This is a genomic window from Bradyrhizobium sp. 195, from assembly GCF_023101665.1.
GTDB lineage: Bacteria > Pseudomonadota > Alphaproteobacteria > Rhizobiales > Xanthobacteraceae > Bradyrhizobium.
Genome location: NZ_CP082161.1, coordinates 957,913 through 973,456, shown reverse-complemented (window position 1 = coordinate 973,456; position 15,544 = coordinate 957,913). Strand labels below are relative to the sequence as shown.

13 protein-coding genes are annotated in these 15,544 nt (G+C 65.1%); 5 read left to right on the top strand and 8 right to left on the bottom strand.

Translation table 11 applies throughout. From position 1 onward, the window contains the following. Positions 1 to 735: 735 nt before the first annotated feature. Complete coding sequence (locus tag IVB26_RS04535; RefSeq protein WP_247970765.1) at positions 736 to 1,365, bottom strand: glutathione S-transferase family protein; 630 nt, start codon at positions 1,363 to 1,365, stop codon at positions 736 to 738. Positions 1,366 to 1,491: 126 nt separating this feature from the next. On the opposite strand from IVB26_RS04535, the gene IVB26_RS04530 reads away from it, so the two are divergent. Continuing rightward, entirely contained in the window at positions 1,492 to 1,914 is a 423-nt protein-coding gene (locus IVB26_RS04530) for a DUF6636 domain-containing protein (protein ID WP_247970764.1), read from the top strand. Between the two features lie 147 nt (positions 1,915 to 2,061). Here the strand turns inward: IVB26_RS04530 and IVB26_RS04525 are convergent, their stop codons facing one another. The 7 genes from IVB26_RS04525 to IVB26_RS04495 all read right to left on the bottom strand — a co-directional run bounded on the left by IVB26_RS04525 (position 2,062) and on the right by IVB26_RS04495 (position 12,078). After that, the gene (locus IVB26_RS04525) at positions 2,062 to 2,661 is read right to left on the bottom strand and encodes a GNAT family N-acetyltransferase (protein WP_247970763.1); all 600 of its coding nucleotides are present in this window, start codon (positions 2,659 to 2,661) and stop codon (positions 2,062 to 2,064) included. Between the two features lie 245 nt (positions 2,662 to 2,906). Beyond that, a complete protein-coding gene (gene glpK / locus IVB26_RS04520) occupies positions 2,907 to 4,412 on the bottom strand; it encodes a glycerol kinase GlpK (protein ID WP_247970762.1) in 1,506 nt (501 codons plus the stop codon). 321 nt (positions 4,413 to 4,733) lie between these two features. Beyond that, positions 4,734 to 5,507, bottom strand: coding sequence for an SDR family NAD(P)-dependent oxidoreductase (locus IVB26_RS04515; RefSeq protein ID WP_247970761.1), 774 nt, complete (start codon positions 5,505 to 5,507; stop codon positions 4,734 to 4,736). 141 nt (positions 5,508 to 5,648) lie between these two features. Further along, on the bottom strand, positions 5,649 to 6,791 hold the full coding sequence (gene pimD, locus IVB26_RS04510) for a pimeloyl-CoA dehydrogenase small subunit (protein ID WP_247970760.1): 1,143 nt from the start codon (positions 6,789 to 6,791) through the stop codon (positions 5,649 to 5,651). A 163-nt stretch (positions 6,792 to 6,954) separates the two neighbouring features. After that, positions 6,955 to 8,145 (bottom strand): pimeloyl-CoA dehydrogenase large subunit, encoded by a 1,191-nt coding sequence (pimC, locus tag IVB26_RS04505; RefSeq protein WP_247970759.1) that lies wholly within the window; start codon positions 8,143 to 8,145, stop codon positions 6,955 to 6,957. Between the two features lie 25 nt (positions 8,146 to 8,170). Continuing rightward, positions 8,171 to 9,832 (bottom strand): dicarboxylate--CoA ligase PimA, encoded by a 1,662-nt coding sequence (gene pimA, locus IVB26_RS04500; RefSeq protein WP_247970758.1) that lies wholly within the window; start codon positions 9,830 to 9,832, stop codon positions 8,171 to 8,173. A gap of 149 nt (positions 9,833 to 9,981) precedes the next feature. Continuing rightward, positions 9,982 to 12,078 (bottom strand): 3-hydroxyacyl-CoA dehydrogenase NAD-binding domain-containing protein, encoded by a 2,097-nt coding sequence (locus IVB26_RS04495; RefSeq protein ID WP_247970757.1) that lies wholly within the window; start codon positions 12,076 to 12,078, stop codon positions 9,982 to 9,984. Positions 12,079 to 12,209: 131 nt separating this feature from the next. Here IVB26_RS04495 and IVB26_RS04490 point away from each other — a divergent pair, with 131 nt between their 5' ends. The 4 genes from IVB26_RS04490 (at position 12,210) to IVB26_RS04475 (ending at position 15,542) form a co-directional block, all read left to right on the top strand. Continuing rightward, positions 12,210 to 13,076, top strand: coding sequence for an IclR family transcriptional regulator (locus IVB26_RS04490; RefSeq protein WP_247970756.1), 867 nt, complete (start codon positions 12,210 to 12,212; stop codon positions 13,074 to 13,076). Between the two features lie 66 nt (positions 13,077 to 13,142). Continuing rightward, positions 13,143 to 13,940, top strand: coding sequence for an ABC transporter ATP-binding protein (locus IVB26_RS04485; RefSeq protein ID WP_247970755.1), 798 nt, complete (start codon positions 13,143 to 13,145; stop codon positions 13,938 to 13,940). Next, a complete protein-coding gene (locus IVB26_RS04480) occupies positions 13,937 to 14,650 on the top strand; it encodes an ABC transporter ATP-binding protein (protein ID WP_247970754.1) in 714 nt (237 codons plus the stop codon). Before IVB26_RS04485 ends, IVB26_RS04480 begins: the two co-directional genes overlap by 4 nt. Positions 14,651 to 14,663: 13 nt before the next feature. Then, positions 14,664 to 15,542, top strand: a complete 879-nt coding sequence (locus IVB26_RS04475; protein ID WP_247970753.1) for a branched-chain amino acid ABC transporter permease — start codon at positions 14,664 to 14,666, stop codon at positions 15,540 to 15,542. The last annotated feature ends 2 nt before the right edge of the window (positions 15,543 to 15,544 follow it).

Below are 15,544 nucleotides of genomic sequence, written 5' to 3'. Positions count from 1 at the left end.
GGGCAAAGGCGCACAGCGCCGTGCCCACCATCTCTCTCGATCGCGAAAAATGCGTGGGCACGCTTCGCTTTGCCCACCCTACGATGTCGGAGGTTGTGGCCCGCAGACATGCCTTCGCCTCCTCGCGGCTTGTTCCGCCCGAGTTTTGCTGGCCTCTTCACGCCCTCATAGCGAAAGGGCGCAGGGAAGGCCGGGCGCCGGCTGGCACCCGCTTGTCCGTCGTGCGATGAGAATGCACACGCAATGCACAACGGATGACAGGTGAAGCCGGAAACGACCGGCCTTCCCTGCGCGATGTTTGACGGCGTATGGCGCGCTCTCCCCGGAGACGAAATTCTTGCTTGCCTCCGTCACCTCGCGAATTGGCGGTGCGCTTCGCCCGGTCGGGCGGCCCGCACCTCCGCAAGGCTTGGCTGTAGCAACGACAGCCAGGACCACGCGATTTGGCCGTACGCTTCAAGCGCCGCTCGTCCGCACGCCGCCGGGACCTCACGGGGTTCTCCCGCCCTGCTCCCACCTCTCGTGCACGACGCTGCCGCGTCCACCGCTCCCCGATCCGCGGTTCGAAACGACGTACGACCGCCCCTTTCGCCGGATCAGGATGGCCGACACATACGCCGAAACCGAATTTCGGTAAAGCGGAATATTTTGAGCGACGTTGATTGACCCAGGGCTCGTGTGTTTTGCCCGCCGGGCTCCCCACGATCTGGTAGCTTGGGGCCCGAGCACCGGGCCTCAGCCCTTCGGCGGGGCCAGCGGCTGCACGAACTCCTTGAACGGCGCCAGCGCCTCGCAGCGCTCGGCATGCGCCGACAGCGCCGGATAGCGCGACGCATCGAACAGCTGCGGATGCGCCTCGCGGGTGAAGCGGACGACGCAGGCCACCGCGACGTCGGCGTGACCGATCCGATCGCCCAGCCAGTACGGCGTCGTCACCCTGGCGCGCTCGGCCTCGAGCACCTTCAGCACGTCCGCAATCTGCGCCTGGCAACGCTCGACCCATAGCGTGAGCTGCTCCTTTCGCAGCACACGCTCGTAGAGCAGGCTGACCGCCTTGTCGCCGAGGCCGGACGCGAGCGCACAGATGCGCAAATGCTTGCGCCGCTCGGCGCCGCTGCGCGGCAGCATCGCCTTCGCCTCGCCGACGAGGTCGTCGAGATGATCCAGGATGATGGTGCTCTCGATCAGCGCCTCGCCGTCGTCGAGCACCAGGGTCGGCACGCGCCGCAGCGGATTGTACGGAGCGATCTGGTCGGCATCGCCGAAGGTCGACCACGGCCTGTGCCCGAAGGTGAGGCCGTAGAGCTTCAGCGCAATCGCGACGCGGCGGACGAAGGGGGAATCATATTGGCCGATCAGGAACATGGTTCGTACTCGCGTGTCCTGGCCGGGCTCGACCCGGCCGCCCATCTTTTTCACGAGCCCACTATAGAATAGGGATGGATGCCCGGATCAAGTCCGGGCATGACAGTGCCGGACGCAGGAGCATGCATGATGCGGCGATTTGCAATGATGGGACTTGGCGTCGCCGTGCTCGCCGCGGCGAGCCCTGCCCGCGCCCAGGACCGCCCGATCGGCTTTCTCACGCCATCGAAAAACATCGTCTGCCAGTTCTTCGGCGATAGCGGCCAGGGCGTGCTCCGCTGCGACATCATGAACATGGAGACCCGCCCACGCCGCCCCGCCGATTGCGAGCTCGATTATGGCCACGCCTTCGAGATGAGCGCGAAGCGAGCCGCGGGCCGCATCTGCGCTGGCGACACCGTGATGGACGCCTCGCTGCCGGTGCTGGCCTATAACGAGGTGTGGCAGCGCGCGGGATTCACCTGCAGGTCGGAGCAGAGCGGGTTGACGTGCTTCAATGCGATGCAGCGGGGATTTTCGCTGGCAAGGGGGAAGCAGGAGGTGTTTTGAAGCGTCGCCCGCACCGTCATTGCGAGCGAAGCGAAGCAATCCAGACTCTCTCCGCGGTGGCAGTCTGGATTGCTTCGTCGCAAGAGCTCCTCGCAATGACGGCGGGGAGAGACCGACTCAGCCCGGATTTCGCTGCACTCTTCCGGGCTACGGCGAGTCGATGATCGGCACATGCTTCGCCGCATCGCGCGGCGCCGTGCCGTCGAGGCGTGGATCGTCGGCGATTTCGATCTGGCGGCGGAACGGGCGGAAGCCGGAGCGCTGATAGAAGGCAACGGCCGATGGGTGGTCGAGGGTGCAGGTGTGGACCCAGACGCGGCGGACCTCGCGTGACCATGCGGGCTCAAGCGCGCGGTTCATCAGGAAGCGGGCGGCGCCGGTGCCGATCAAGGATGCGGTGACGCCGAAATAGACCAGCTCGCACTGGCCGGGCTCGCGGAAGTCGAGTTCCAGCAGGCCTTCGTCGCGGCCATTTACGGAGAGCGCGTAGACTTCGATGCCCGGCGCGCGGATGCTTGCGGCGAGCTCCGTATCGGTCATGCGTGCGCGCGAGAACCACAGCCAATCCTCGCCGACGCGGCGGAAGAGATCGCGGTACCAAGGAAGCGCGGGGGCGTCGACCTTGCGCAGGGTCCAGGCGCCGGGGGGATCGTCACGGCGCGGAGGGCGCGCGGTCATCTCGAGATGGGTGACGACGGCGGCGATCTTGCCGGCGGGGACGTCGGAATAGCCGTCGGGGAGGATCATGGGTCCTTGCTTCCCTGCGTCATGGGCCAGCCCTGTGTCAGCCGCTCCATACTCCGTCATTGCGAGCGCAGCGAAGCAATCCAGGATCTTTCCGCAGAGGCAGTCTGGATTGCTTCGCTCCGCTCGCAATGACGGTGGAGAGACAATGTGTAGCCAGGATGGAGCGCAGCGTAATCCGGGATTTGCGCCACAAGCGATAGCTGTCCCGGATTTCGCTTCGCTCCATCCGGGCTACGAAGTTACTGCTACCCCTCCCCCTCGTCACTCGCCAGGACGCCCTTGACCGCCCTCGCCCAGCCCGCGAGCTTCCGCTCGCGCGTGGCCCCGCTCATGTTCGGCTTGAAGCGGTGCTCCAGGCGCCAATTGTCGGCGAATTTTGTCGGCTCGGGATAGACACCGGCCTGGAGGCCGGCGAGATAGGCGGCGCCCAGCGCGGTGGTCTCCTGGATCACGGGGCGGTCGACGGGCGCATCCAGCAGATCGGCGAGGCGCTGCATGGTCCAGTCGGAAGCGGTCATGCCGCCGTCGACGCGGAGCACGACGCTGGCGGTTTCGGAGCTTGGCCAGTCCGCGCGCATCGCGGCCCAAAGGTCGAACGTCTGGTAGCAGACGCTCTCCAGCGCGGCATGGGCGAGCTCGGCGGGACCGGTGTTGCGGGTCAGGCCGAACAGCGCGCCGCGCACGCGTGGATTCCAGTAGGGCGCGCCCATGCCGACGAAGGCGGGAACGAGATAGACGCTCTGCATGGAGTCCGACTGATCAGCAAGAGGTCCGGTCTCGGCCGCATGCTTGATGATGCCGAGGCCGTCGCGCAGCCATTGCACCGCCGAGCCCGCCACGAAGATCGAGCCTTCGAGTGCGTAGGTGCGTTTTCCCTCGAGCTGATAGGCGACCGTGGTGAGCAGCTTGTTCTTCGACACCACAGGCGTGGTGCCGGTGTTGAGCAGCGCGAAGCATCCGGTGCCGTAGGTCGACTTCATCATGCCCGGACGGAAGCAGGCCTGGCCGATGGTCGCGGCCTGCTGGTCGCCGGCGATGCCCGAGATGGCAATCGCGCCGCCGAACAGATCGGGCGTGCTCTCGCCGAAGCGGGCGGAAGAGTCCTTCACTTCGGGCAGCATCGAGCGCGGCACGCCGATGATCTCGAGGAGCTCGTCGTCCCACTGGCCGGTGTGGATGTTGAACAGCAGCGTGCGCGAGGCGTTGGTGGCATCGGTGGCGTGCACCTTGCCGCCAGTGAGGCGCCAGAGCAGATAGCAATCGACGGTGCCGAACATCAATTCGCCGCGCGCGGCGCGGGCCCGGGCACCGGGGACGTGGTCGAGGATCCAGGCGACCTTCGTGCCGGAGAAATAGGGATCGATGATCAGGCCGGTCTTTTGCGAGATCACGGGCTCGCGGCCTTCCGCTTTCAGTTTCGCGCAGATGTCGGCGGTGCGGCGGTCCTGCCAGACGATGGCGCGGTGCACGGCCTGCCCCGTCGCGCGGTCCCACACCACGGTGGTCTCGCGCTGATTGGTGATGCCGATCGCGGCGATGTCCGTTGCGCTGATGCCGGCCTGCTCGATCGCCTCGCGGCACACCATCACGGTCGAGGTCCAGATGTCCTCCGGCTCATGCTCGACCCAGCCCGAGGCCGGAAAATGCTGCGGAAACTCGGCTTGCGCCTTCGCCGCAATGGAAATATCGCCGCGAAACACGATGGCGCGCGAGGAGGTGGTGCCCTGGTCGATGGCGAGGACGAAAGACATGGCGGCTACCTTGGCGTTTAGCTTGGCGTTTCCCCGGAGGGAGTCATTGTGTCGCGCCAAAGGGAGCGGATTAGAATGGCAAGGTCAAGGTTGGTCTTGCTTACCTCCCCTGGAGGGGGAGGGTCGGATCACATGCAGCGCAGCGGAATGTGATCCGGGGTGGAGTGACGGTCTCTCCACAGCCAACAGTGCTCGAGTTGAGAGATCACCCCACCCCGTTCGCGCTACGCGCGAGCGACCCACGGGCGAGCTACGCTCGTCCCTTCCCTCCAGGGAAGATGAAGTGGAGCGCGCTCGCCGTGCAATTGCAAGTGGTAAGAGCTACACCGCGGCCGTCGTCACGCCGCCGTCGATGACGATGGTCTGTCCCGTCATGAAGCTCGACGCATCCGAGGCGAGGTAGGCGACGGCACCGGCGATTTCGTCGGGCTCGCCGATGCGGCGCAGCGGCGTGGTCGCGGTGCGGCGCTTCAGCATGGCCTCGTCCTCCCAGAGCGCGCGGGCGAAATCGGTCTTGACGAGGCCGGGCGCGATGCAGTTGACGCGAACGCCTTTCGGGCCCCATTCGCCGGCGAGCGAGCGGCACAGCGCGAAGTCGGCCGCCTTGGAGATGCCGTAGGCGCCGATCACGGTGGAGCCGCGCAAGCCGCCGATCGAGGAGATGATGATCACGGAGCCGCCACCGCGCTCGGCCATTTGCGGGATCGCCAGCGCCGAGAGCCAGATGTTGCTCTTGACGTTCGAGCCCATGATCTTGTCGAAGGCTTCATCCGTGATGTCGAGCAGCGGGCCGTAATAGGGATTCACCGCGGCGTTGCAGACGAGAATGTCGATCTTGCCGTAATGCCTGGTCGCACCCGCGATCAGCGCCTCGACATCCGCCTTGCGCGCGATGTTGCAGGGAATGACGGCGGCATCGCCGCCGGCCGCGATGATGCCGTCGGCGACCTCCTTGCAGGCATCCGCCTTGCGCGAGGACACCACGACCTTGGCGCCGAGCTTTGCCAGGAGTTCGGCGGAGGAGCGGCCGATGCCGCGACTGGAGCCGGTGACCACGGCGACCTTGCCGGTGAGATCGAACGGGGTGTTTTTCATTGTTGTTGGGCTCCCTCTCCTGGTCATTCCGGGGCGCGCCACTTGGCGCGAGCCCGGAATCCATTTCACCGCACGTGATGCCGCCCGATGGATCCCGGGCTCATCGCTTCGCGATGCCCCGGGATGACAGTCATAGTGTGGTCAGACCAACCCGCCCGAGTCCGCGACGCGGCGCTGGTGGTAGTCGGTGTCGCCGAAGCTGTTCTCGATCATGGTGAGGCGCTTGAAGTAGTGGCCGATCTTGGCCTCCATGGTCATGCCGATGCCGCCGTGCAGCTGGATCGCCTGCTGTCCCACGAACTTCAGCGACTTTCCGATCTGCACCTTGGCCGCCGCGACGGCGTTGGCGCGCTCCTGGGCGCTCTCGAAATCGCTCGCCATGGTCGCGAACATCGACATCGAGCGCGCCTGCTCAGCGGCGACGAACATGTCGGAGGCGCGGTGCTGCAGCGACTGGAACGAGCCGATCGCGACGCCGAACTGCTTTCGGGTCTTGATGTACTCGACAGTGGTCTTCAGCGATTCATCCATCAAGCCGACTGCCTCGGCGCAGAGCGCGATGCGGGCCTCATCCACCACGCGCTCGATCAGCGCGAGCGAATCCTCGGGATTGCCGAGCACCGCATCGGGGCCGGTTTCGACGCCGGTGAAGGTGATGTCGGCGGCATGCAGGCCGTCCTGGGTCGGGTAGGACTTCTTGGTCACGCCCTTGGCATTGGCGGGGACCAGGAACACGCCGATGCCGGTCTTGTCACGGCGATCGCCCTTGGTGCGCGCGGTGACGACAAGCGTGTCGGCGTTCTCGCCGTTGAGCACGACGAACTTCTCGCCGTCGATGACCCAGCCGTTGCCTTTCTTCTTCGCCGTCGTGGTGACGTCGAACAGATCGTAGCGGGAGTTCTTCTCGAGCTGGGCAAAGGCGAGCGTCTTGCTGCCGTCGATGATGCCGGGCAGATGCGCGGCTTTCTGCGCATCGGTGCCGACATGGCGCAGGAAGCCGCCACCGATCACGACCGTCGCGAGGTAAGGCTCGAGCACCAGCGCCTTGCCGAGCGCCTCCATCACGATCATGGTCTCGACGCCGCCGCCGCCGAAGCCGCCATCGGCTTCCGCGAAGGGCAGGCCGAGCAGACCCTGCTCGGCGAGCTTGAGCCAAACGGCTTTGCTCCAGCCCCCCTTCTCCTTCATGTATTTCTTGCGCTGCTCGAAATCGTAAGAATCGGTCAGCAGGCCGTCGATGCTTTCCTTGAGAAGCCGCTGCTCCTCGTTCAGATCAAAATCCATGTTTCTCTCCAAATCGGCGGGAATTGCCCTGCCGTCGCCTCACCCTCAGACGTCATCCCCGCGAAGGCGGGGATCCAGTAAACGCAGCCGCCTGCCGTACTCACGACCGCCGCGGCGTACTGGGTCCCCCGCTTTCGCGGAGGACGACACCGTCATTGTTGCCTCACAGCCCCAGCACCGCCTTGGCGATGATGTTGCGCTGGATCTCGTTGGAGCCGCCGTAGATCGAGACCTTGCGGTTGTTGAAGTAGCTCGGCGCGATCTGGGCGGTCCAGTCCATGGCTTCGTTCGAGCCGTCGTCGCCGTGCACATCGTAAGGCGCGGCGAACGGGCCGATCACTTCCATGAGCAGCTCGGTGGTGGTCTGCTGGATCTCGGAGCCCTTGATCTTCAGCACCGAGGAGGCCGGATTGGGCTTGCCCTTGCCGTGCTTGCCCTCGTCGGCGACGACGCGGAGCTGGGTGAGCTCGAGCGCCTTCAGCTCGATCTCGCAGGCCGCCAGCTTCTCGCGGAACGCGGCGTCCTGGATGATCGGCTTGCCGGCGGATTCGACCTTGCCGGCGAGATCGCGGATGCGGCGCAGCCGCTCCTTGGAGACGCCGACGCGAGCGATGCCGGTGCGCTCGTTGCCGAGCAGGAATTTTGCGTAGTCCCAGCCCTTGTTCTCTTCGCCGATCAAATTCTCGACGGGCACTTCGACGTCGTCGAAGAACACTTCATTGACCTCGTGGCTGCCGTCGATGGTCTGGATCGGGCGCACCGTGACGCCCTTCGACTTCATCGAGAACACGATGAAGGAGATGCCCATCTGCTTCTTCGCATTGTTGTCGGTGCGGCACAGGCAGAAGATCATGTCGGCGTGCTGGGCAAGCGTCGTCCAGGTCTTCTGGCCGTTGATGATCCACTTGTCGCCCTTGCGCTCGGCCTTGGTCTTGAGCGAGGCGAGGTCGGAGCCGGAGCCGGGCTCGGAAAAGCCCTGGCACCACCAGTCGTCGACATTGGCGATGCGCGGCAGATATTGCTTCTTCTGCTCCTCATTGCCAAAGGTGTAAATCACCGGGCCGACCATGCTGACGCCGAAGGCGAGCGGCTGCGGCGCCGGATAGGACTGCAGCTCCTCGTTGAAGATGTAGTGCTGGACGCTGGTCCAGCCGGTGCCGCCATATTGCTTGGGCCAGTGGCTGACGCCCCAACCCTTCTTGTTGAGGATGCGCCACCACGTCACCATCTCGTCCTTCGAGAGGTGGCGGCCCTCCACCAGCTTGCGCCGCGTATCCGGCGGCACGTTGTCGCGGAAGAATGATCGCACTTCCTCGCGAAACGCCTGCTCTTCTTTCGTGAATGCGAGATCCATCGGATCCTCCTGTGAACCTACTTGTCTATGATTTGGATTGTGACGGTTTCTGCTGCTGGCGCAATTCGTGGCGCGACAATTTTCCGACCGGCGTACGCGGCAGATCGTCGACGAATTCGACCGCGGCCGGTAGTTCATGCTTGCCAAGCTTGCCGGCCAGCTGCGCGCGCAGCTCGTCGAGCGAGAGCGGCTTTGCGTCCGGCTTCAGCTTGATAAAGGCCTTTGCGGCCTCGCCGCGATAGGGGTCGGGAATGCCGAGCACGATCACCTCGTGCACGCCCGGTATGGTGTAGATCGCCTGCTCGATCATCTGCGGATAGACGTTGAAGCCGCCGGAGATGATCATGTCCTTCTTGCGGTCGACCAGGAAGAAGTAGCCGTCGGTGTCGACATAGCCGATGTCGCCGGTGAGGAAGCGGCCGTCGACGAAGGCCTCCGCTGAACCCTCCGGCCTGTTCCAGTATCCCTTGGTGACGTTCGGGCCCTTGATGCGGATCTCGCCGACTTCGCCCGGCGGCAGCACGCGCTTGGGATCGTCGAGCGCGACGACGTCGAGCTCGATGCCGGGCAGCATCAGGCCGATCGAGCCGGGCTTCTCCGGCCCCGTGGGCGGATGACCGGTGCCGGGCGAGCAGGTCTCGGTCATGCCCCAGCCGCTGCGCAGCTTCTTGCCGACCTTGCGTTCGAAGAAGTTCGCGATCTCCACCGGCAGCGGCGCACCGCCGGAGCCGATGACAGTGAGCGAGGAGAAGTCGCGCTTGTCGAGGTCAGGCAGCGCGGCGATCGCGATCCACATCGTCGGCACGCCCGGAAAGTACGTGGCGCGCTTGACCTCGATGTCGCGCATCACGGCTTCGACGTCGAAGCGCTGATGCAGCGAGATCAAATTGCCGCGGCTGAGCGAGGACAGCAGCACCACAGTGAGCGCATAGATGTGGAACAGCGGCAGGACGCAGATCACGCGTTCGATCACGTCGCCGCGCGCGGCGCGCGAAGGCTTGCCCCAGACGTCGTAGATCGACACAGCGGAGGTGAGATTGCCGTGCGTCAGCATCGCGCCCTTGGGCAGGCCGGTGGTGCCGCCGGTATATTGCAGCAGCGCGACGTCGTCGGCCGTCACGGCGGGCCATTCTGCCGGCGCGGTCGCGCCCTCGACGAAGACCTTGAACGTCACGATGCGCGGATCATTGGGGATCGCCGCCTGCGGCGTGCCGACCTTGCCCCAATGATCGTCCTCGCAGACGACGAGGCGATCGATCAGCCCCTTCTCCAGGAATTTCAGCGCGGTCGGCAGCAGCGCCGCGAGATTGGACGTGACCAGCAGGCGCGAGCCGGAATCGGAGACCTTGTGGGTCAGCGCGATCTCGCCGTCGAGCGGCGACAGATGCGCAATGCGGGCGCCCGCCTTCAGCGCGCCGAAGAAGTTGACGGAGTGATCCGGCGAATTGCCGAGGAACAGCGCGACAGAGGAGCCCTTGCCGCAGCCGGCGCGCAGAAACGCCGCGGCGGCGCGCTCGGCCTGAGCTGCGAGCTCGGTGTAGGTGATCGAACGGTCCCGGAACTCCAGCGCGGTGCGCGGGCCGTAGTCGGCAGCGGCTTTCGACAGCAGGTCAGGCAGCGTGCCCTGGACAATGGTGTCGTCCCACCGCACGCCCTCGGGGTAAAACTGTTCGCCGGGATGGGTCATTCTCTGCATCACATTCGGTCGTCATTCCGGGGCGATGCGAAGCATCGAACCCGGAATCCATCGGGCCGCGCGCTCAGCGGCGAAATGGATTCCGGGTCTGGCCCTGCGGGCCATCCCGGAATGACGGAGAGTTGGAGCGCAAAGCCCCATCACGCCGCCTTCGACGCCGCCGCCAGCGAGGCAAACGTCTTGCCTTCGGCCGCGAGCTTCTTCAGCAGCGGGGCGGGCTCGAGGCTGGGGTCGTTGGTCTCCTTGGCGTAGAAGGCCAGGCGATCGGCGATGTGCTTGAGACCGACGCTGTCGGCCCAGAACATTGGGCCGCCGCGATAGATCGGCCAGCCATAGCCATAGAGCCAGACCACGTCGATGTCGGACGGACGTGCGGCGATACCCTCTTCCAGGATCTTCGCGCCCTCGTTGATCATCGGATACATCATCCGCTCGAGGATCTCCTCGTCGCTGACGACGCGCTTCTTGCGGCCGAGACGCAGCAGCGTCTCGTCGATCAGCTTCTCGACCTCCGGATCGGGCAGCGCCGAGCGCGAGCCTGCCTCATACTTGTAGTAACCCTTGCCGGTCTTCTGACCGAAACGGCCGGCTTCGCACAGCGCGTCTGCGATTTCCGACTTGATGCCGCGGTCCTTGCGCGAGCGCCAGCCGATGTCGAGGCCGGCGAGGTCGCCCATCGCGAACGGGCCCATCGGCATGCCGAACTTCGTAACCACGGCATCGACCTGCTGCGGCAGCGCGCCTTCGAACAACAGCTTCTCCGACTGCTTGCCGCGCTGCGCCAGCATGCGATTGCCGACGAAACCGTCGCAGACGCCGACCACGGCCGGCACTTTTGCAATTTTCCGCGCGATGGTGACGGCCGTCACCAGGGCATCCGGCGCGGTCTTGTCGGCGCGCACGATCTCGCACAGCTTCATGACGTTGGCGGGGGAGAAGAAGTGCATACCAAGCACGTCCTCCGGACGTTTGGTCGACTTCGCGATCTCGTCGATGTTGAGATACGAGGTGTTGGAGGCGAGCACTGCGCCGGGCTTGACGTATTGGTCGAGCTTGCCGAACACTTCCTTCTTCACCGCCATGGTCTCGAACACGGCTTCGATGACGAGGTCGGCATCGCCGACATTCTCGATGCCGACGACGCCGTTGATGAGCGCCATGCGCTTGGCAGGCGCGTCAGCGGGGATACCGCCGCGCGCCGCGGTCGCTTCCCAGTTCTTCTGCATGATGCCCATGCCGCGCTTGAGCTGCTCCTCGCCGGTCTCGATCAGGGTGACGGGAACGCCGGCATTGGCAAAAGACATCGCGATGCCGCCGCCCATGGTGCCGGCGCCGAGGATGGCGACGCGGTTCACGGGACGCGACTTGGTGCCGTCAGGGACGCCGGCGATCTTGCTGGCTTCGCGCTCGGCGAAGAAGGCATAGCGCTGCGCCTTGGACTGGTCGCTGGCGACGAGCTTCAGGAAGCCCTCGCGCTCCTTCTTCAGGCCTTCATCGAAAGGTAGGTCAATGGCGTAGCCCACCGCGTCGGCGGCGGCGAACGGCGCTTCCAGGCCGCGCGACTTCTTGGTCATGGCGGCGACCGCATTGGTGAAGATCGAACGGTCGGCCTTGGCGGCCGCGATCTTGGAATCGTCGTCGCGCAGGCGGCGCAGCGGACGCTTCTCGGCCAGCAGCTTGCGCACGAAGGCCTCGCCGCCCGACGCCGGTCCTTCGACGATTTCCTCGATCAGGCCGTTCTTCAGCGCTTCCGCGGCTCCGATGGGATCACCGCCGACGATCATCTTGACCGCGAGCTCAGGACCGACCGCGCGCGGCAGGCGCTGGGTACCGCCGGCGCCCGGCAGAAGACCGAGCTTAACCTCCGGCAGGCCGAGCTTGGCTTCCTTGACGGCGACGCGGAAATGACAGGCGAGCGCGACCTCGAGGCCGCCGCCGAGCGCCGTGCCGTGGATCGCAGCGACCACCGGCTTCGGCGAGTTCTCGATCTCGGACAGCACGTCGTTGAGGGCGGGAGGTTTCGGCGGCTTGCCGAATTCGGTGATGTCGGCCCCCGCGATGAAGGTGCGGCCGGCACAGGTCAGCACGATGCCCTTGATGGCGGGATCGGCGATTGCGGCCTTGATGCATTCCAGGATGCCCCCACGGACTGCGGCACTCAGCGCATTGACCGGAGGGCTGTTGACCGTGACGATCCCGACTTCGTCATGACGCTCAAGCTTGACCACTTCGCTCACGGTGTCCCTCCTTGGTGGGGCTATATACTTTTGTCGATTTCGCGGTGCGGAATTTAATTCCGCATCTTGACGGCAGGGTTATTTTGAAGCACGGACGTTGTCAACGACTCCGCGCAAGAAGCAGATCAGGGATGAAGCGTACAGGAAAGAAGACCGCGACCGATCGGAACTTCGTCGTCGCGCTTTCCCGCGGACTGGACGTATTGCGCGCATTCCAACCCAATGACGGTCTTCTCGGCAATCAGGAAATCGCGGCGCGGACCAACCTGCCGAAGCCGACCGTGTCGCGGCTGACCTATACGCTGACCAAGCTCGGCTATCTGACGCCGGTTCCCCGCTTCGAGAAGTACCAGCTCACCCCCGCCGCAATGTCGCTCGGCTACGCAGCGCTCGCCAATCTCGGCGTTCGGCATTTGTCCGAGCCGTTTCGCGAGGACCTGATGCGCGCGACCGGCGGCGCCGTCGCCGTCGGCGGTCGCGACCGTCACAGCATGATCTATTTCGGACAGAGCCGCGGCAGCGAGACGGTCGGTGTTCAACTTGACGTCGGCTCCCGCGTGCCGATTGCAACCAGTGCGATGGGTCGCGCCTATTTCTGGGCGCTCGACCCCGACGATCGCGCAGAGCTCTCGCGCCTGCTGCGGGAGCATTACGGCAGCCGCTGGCCGAAGATGCGCGAAGGGCTGGAACGCTCCGGCGAGACCGTCGCGAAGTACGGCTTTGCGATCTCCGTCGGCGACTGGCACGACGATATCGGCGCCGCCGGCGTCGCGCTTAGGCTCAACGACGGAACCGGTCCCTACGCATTCAATTGCGGCGCGCCCGCATTCCGCTTCACGGAAGAGCATTTGATCGACGACATTGGACCGCGTCTCTTAGCGATGGTAAGGAACATCGAAGCGGCGCTCGGGGGTCTGATGCCGCATTCCAAAAAAGACATCAGCAAAAAGCTGAAATCAGGAGGAAAAGTTGCGCGTGTGGCCGAGGGGATCAGATAGCCTTTGTCATCACCGGGAGCGGTTCACATCGCCCCATCGCCCACTGAACAGTGTGGGCGAGACGAGATGACGCAGGCACAGCTCGCGCAGGGGACATCGCCCCTGCTCGCGGTTCGCGACGTCAGCGTCGTGTTCGGCGGCATCATCGCGCTCAACGGCGTGTCCTTTGACATGCACAAGGGCCAGATCCTCGGCTTGATCGGCCCCAACGGCGCCGGCAAGACCACGCTGTTCAACTGCCTCTCGCGGCTTTATCAGCCGTCGTCCGGCGACATCCTGATGGAAGGCGCGAGCATCCTGACGCGGCCGCCGCACCGGATCGCCGAGATCGGCATCGGCCGCACCTTCCAGAACGTCGCGCTGTTTCCGAACCTGTCGGTGATGGACAACGTCCGCGTCGGCGCCCATTCGAAGACCTCCAGCGATATCATCAGCGACTCCCTGAAGCTTGCCTGGGTCCGGCGCAGCGAGACCAGCGTCAACAAGAAGGTGCACGAGATCCTCGCCTATCTCGATCTCGAGGACGTCGCCCACACCGTCGTGTCAGGCCTGCCCTTCGGCACGCAGAAGCGCGTCGAGCTGGCGCGCGCGCTCGCGGCCGATCCGAAGATCCTGCTGCTCGACGAGCCGGCCGGCGGCCTCAACCATGAGGAAGTCTATGTGCTCGGCGACCTCATCCGCCGCATCCGCGACGAGCGCCACATGACCGTGCTGCTGGTCGAGCACCACATGGGCCTCGTGATGTCGATCGCCGACCACGTCGTCGCGCTGAACTTCGGCAAGAAGCTCGCGGAAGGCACGCCCGCCCAGGTGCAGGCCGACCCCGACGTCATCAAGGCCTATCTCGGGAGCAAGGACCAATGACGACGCTGCTCAACGTCAAGGACCTGCGCGCCTATTACGGTCAGGTCCAGGCGCTCCATGGCCTGTCCTTCTCGCTCAACGAGGGCTCGCTCGTGACGCTGCTGGGTGCCAACGGCGCCGGCAAGACCACCACGCTGCGCGCGATCTGCAACATGGTGCGCTCGACCGGCGGCATCGAGTTCGACGGCAAGCCGCTGAACAGCCGCTCCACCGAGAGCATCGTGCGGTACGGCATCGCCCACGTGCCGCAGGGCCGCGGCACCTTCACCACCATGACGGTGGAGGAGAACCTCCAGCTCGGGGCCATCACCCGCAAGGACAGCGCCGGCATCGTCTCCGACATCGAGCGCATGTACGCGCATTTCCCGGTGCTGAAGCAGCGCCACACCCAGCAGGCCGGGACGCTGTCCGGCGGCGAGCAGCAGATGCTCGCGGTCGCCCGCGCGCTGATGCTGCGGCCGCGGCTGATGCTGCTCGACGAGCCGTCCTTCGGCCTCGCGCCGCTGGTGGTACGCGACCTGTTCGGCATCCTCGGCAAGATCAACCGCGAGGACAAGGTGTCGATCCTGGTGGTCGAGCAGAACGCCCAGCTCGCGCTCGAGCTGGCCGACCAGGCCTATGTGATCGAGACCGGCCGCATCGTGATGTCGGGCAAGGCCAAGGACATCGCGAACAACGAAGAAATCCGCAAATCCTATCTGGGTTACTGAGGGAGCCGGGACAATGGAGCTGTTCACCAACCAGGTCCTGGCCGGCATCGCCACGGGCGCGATCTATGCCTGCATGGCGCTCGCCGTGGTCATGATCTACCAGGCCATCGACCATCTCAACTTCGCGCAAGGCGAGATGGCGATGTTCTCGACCTTCATCTCCTGGCAGCTGATGCAATGGGGCGTATCCTATTGGGCCGCCTTCATCATCACGCTGGCATTCTCCTTCGTCGCCGGCATCGCGATCGAGCGCATCCTGTTCAAGCCGCTCGCCAAGGCACCGGTGCTGACCAATGTCGCCGGCTTCATCGCGCTGTTTGCGATCATCAACTCCTCGGCCGGCCTGATCTGGGACTTCACCATCAAGCAGTATCCGACCCCGTTCGGCTCCTCGCCGTTCCTGGGCAGCCAGCTGATCTCGACCCACCAGGCCGGCATGATCGGCGTCACCGTGCTGCTGCTGCTCGGGCTCTACTTCTTCTTCCAGTATACCCGGATCGGTCTCGCCATGCGCGCGGCCGCCTCGGTGCCTGAATCGGCCCGTCTCGTCGGCATCAACACGAGCTGGATGATCGCGCTCGGCTGGGGCATGGCCACCGCGATCGGCTCGATCGCCGGCATGCTGATCGCTCCTGTGGTGTTCCTCGAGCCCAACATGATGGGCGGCGTCTTGATCTACGGCTTTGCCGCCGCGGTGCTCGGCGGGCTGTCGAGCCCGTTCGGCGCGGTGGTCGGCGGCTTCCTGGTCGGCGTCTTCGAGAACCTCGCCGGCACCTACATCCCCGGCGTCGGCAACGAGCTGAAACTCCCGATCGCGCTCGCGCTGATCATCTCCGTCCTGGTCGTCAAACCCGCTGGCCTGTTCGGCCGGCAAATCGTCAAGCGAGTTTGATC

Bases quoted from the DNA above. Each gene is read 5' to 3' on its own strand.
- IVB26_RS04490 (WP_247970756.1), top strand. From the start codon at position 12,210: ATGAAGCGTACAGGAAAGAAGACCGCGACCGATCGGAACTTCGTCGTC.
- IVB26_RS04535 (WP_247970765.1), bottom strand. From the start codon at position 1,365: ATGTTCCTGATCGGCCAATATGATTCCCCCTTCGTCCGCCGCGTCGCG.
- IVB26_RS04515 (WP_247970761.1), bottom strand. From the start codon at position 5,507: ATGAAAAACACCCCGTTCGATCTCACCGGCAAGGTCGCCGTGGTCACC.
- IVB26_RS04530 (WP_247970764.1), top strand. From the start codon at position 1,492: ATGATGCGGCGATTTGCAATGATGGGACTTGGCGTCGCCGTGCTCGCC.
- IVB26_RS04485 (WP_247970755.1), top strand. From the start codon at position 13,143: ATGACGCAGGCACAGCTCGCGCAGGGGACATCGCCCCTGCTCGCGGTT.
- IVB26_RS04525 (WP_247970763.1), bottom strand. From the start codon at position 2,661: ATGATCCTCCCCGACGGCTATTCCGACGTCCCCGCCGGCAAGATCGCC.
- pimC (WP_247970759.1), bottom strand. From the start codon at position 8,145: ATGGATCTCGCATTCACGAAAGAAGAGCAGGCGTTTCGCGAGGAAGTG.
- pimD (WP_247970760.1), bottom strand. From the start codon at position 6,791: ATGGATTTTGATCTGAACGAGGAGCAGCGGCTTCTCAAGGAAAGCATC.
- IVB26_RS04480 (WP_247970754.1), top strand. From the start codon at position 13,937: ATGACGACGCTGCTCAACGTCAAGGACCTGCGCGCCTATTACGGTCAG.
- pimA (WP_247970758.1), bottom strand. From the start codon at position 9,832: ATGACCCATCCCGGCGAACAGTTTTACCCCGAGGGCGTGCGGTGGGAC.
- IVB26_RS04475 (WP_247970753.1), top strand. From the start codon at position 14,664: ATGGAGCTGTTCACCAACCAGGTCCTGGCCGGCATCGCCACGGGCGCG.
- glpK (WP_247970762.1), bottom strand. From the start codon at position 4,412: ATGTCTTTCGTCCTCGCCATCGACCAGGGCACCACCTCCTCGCGCGCC.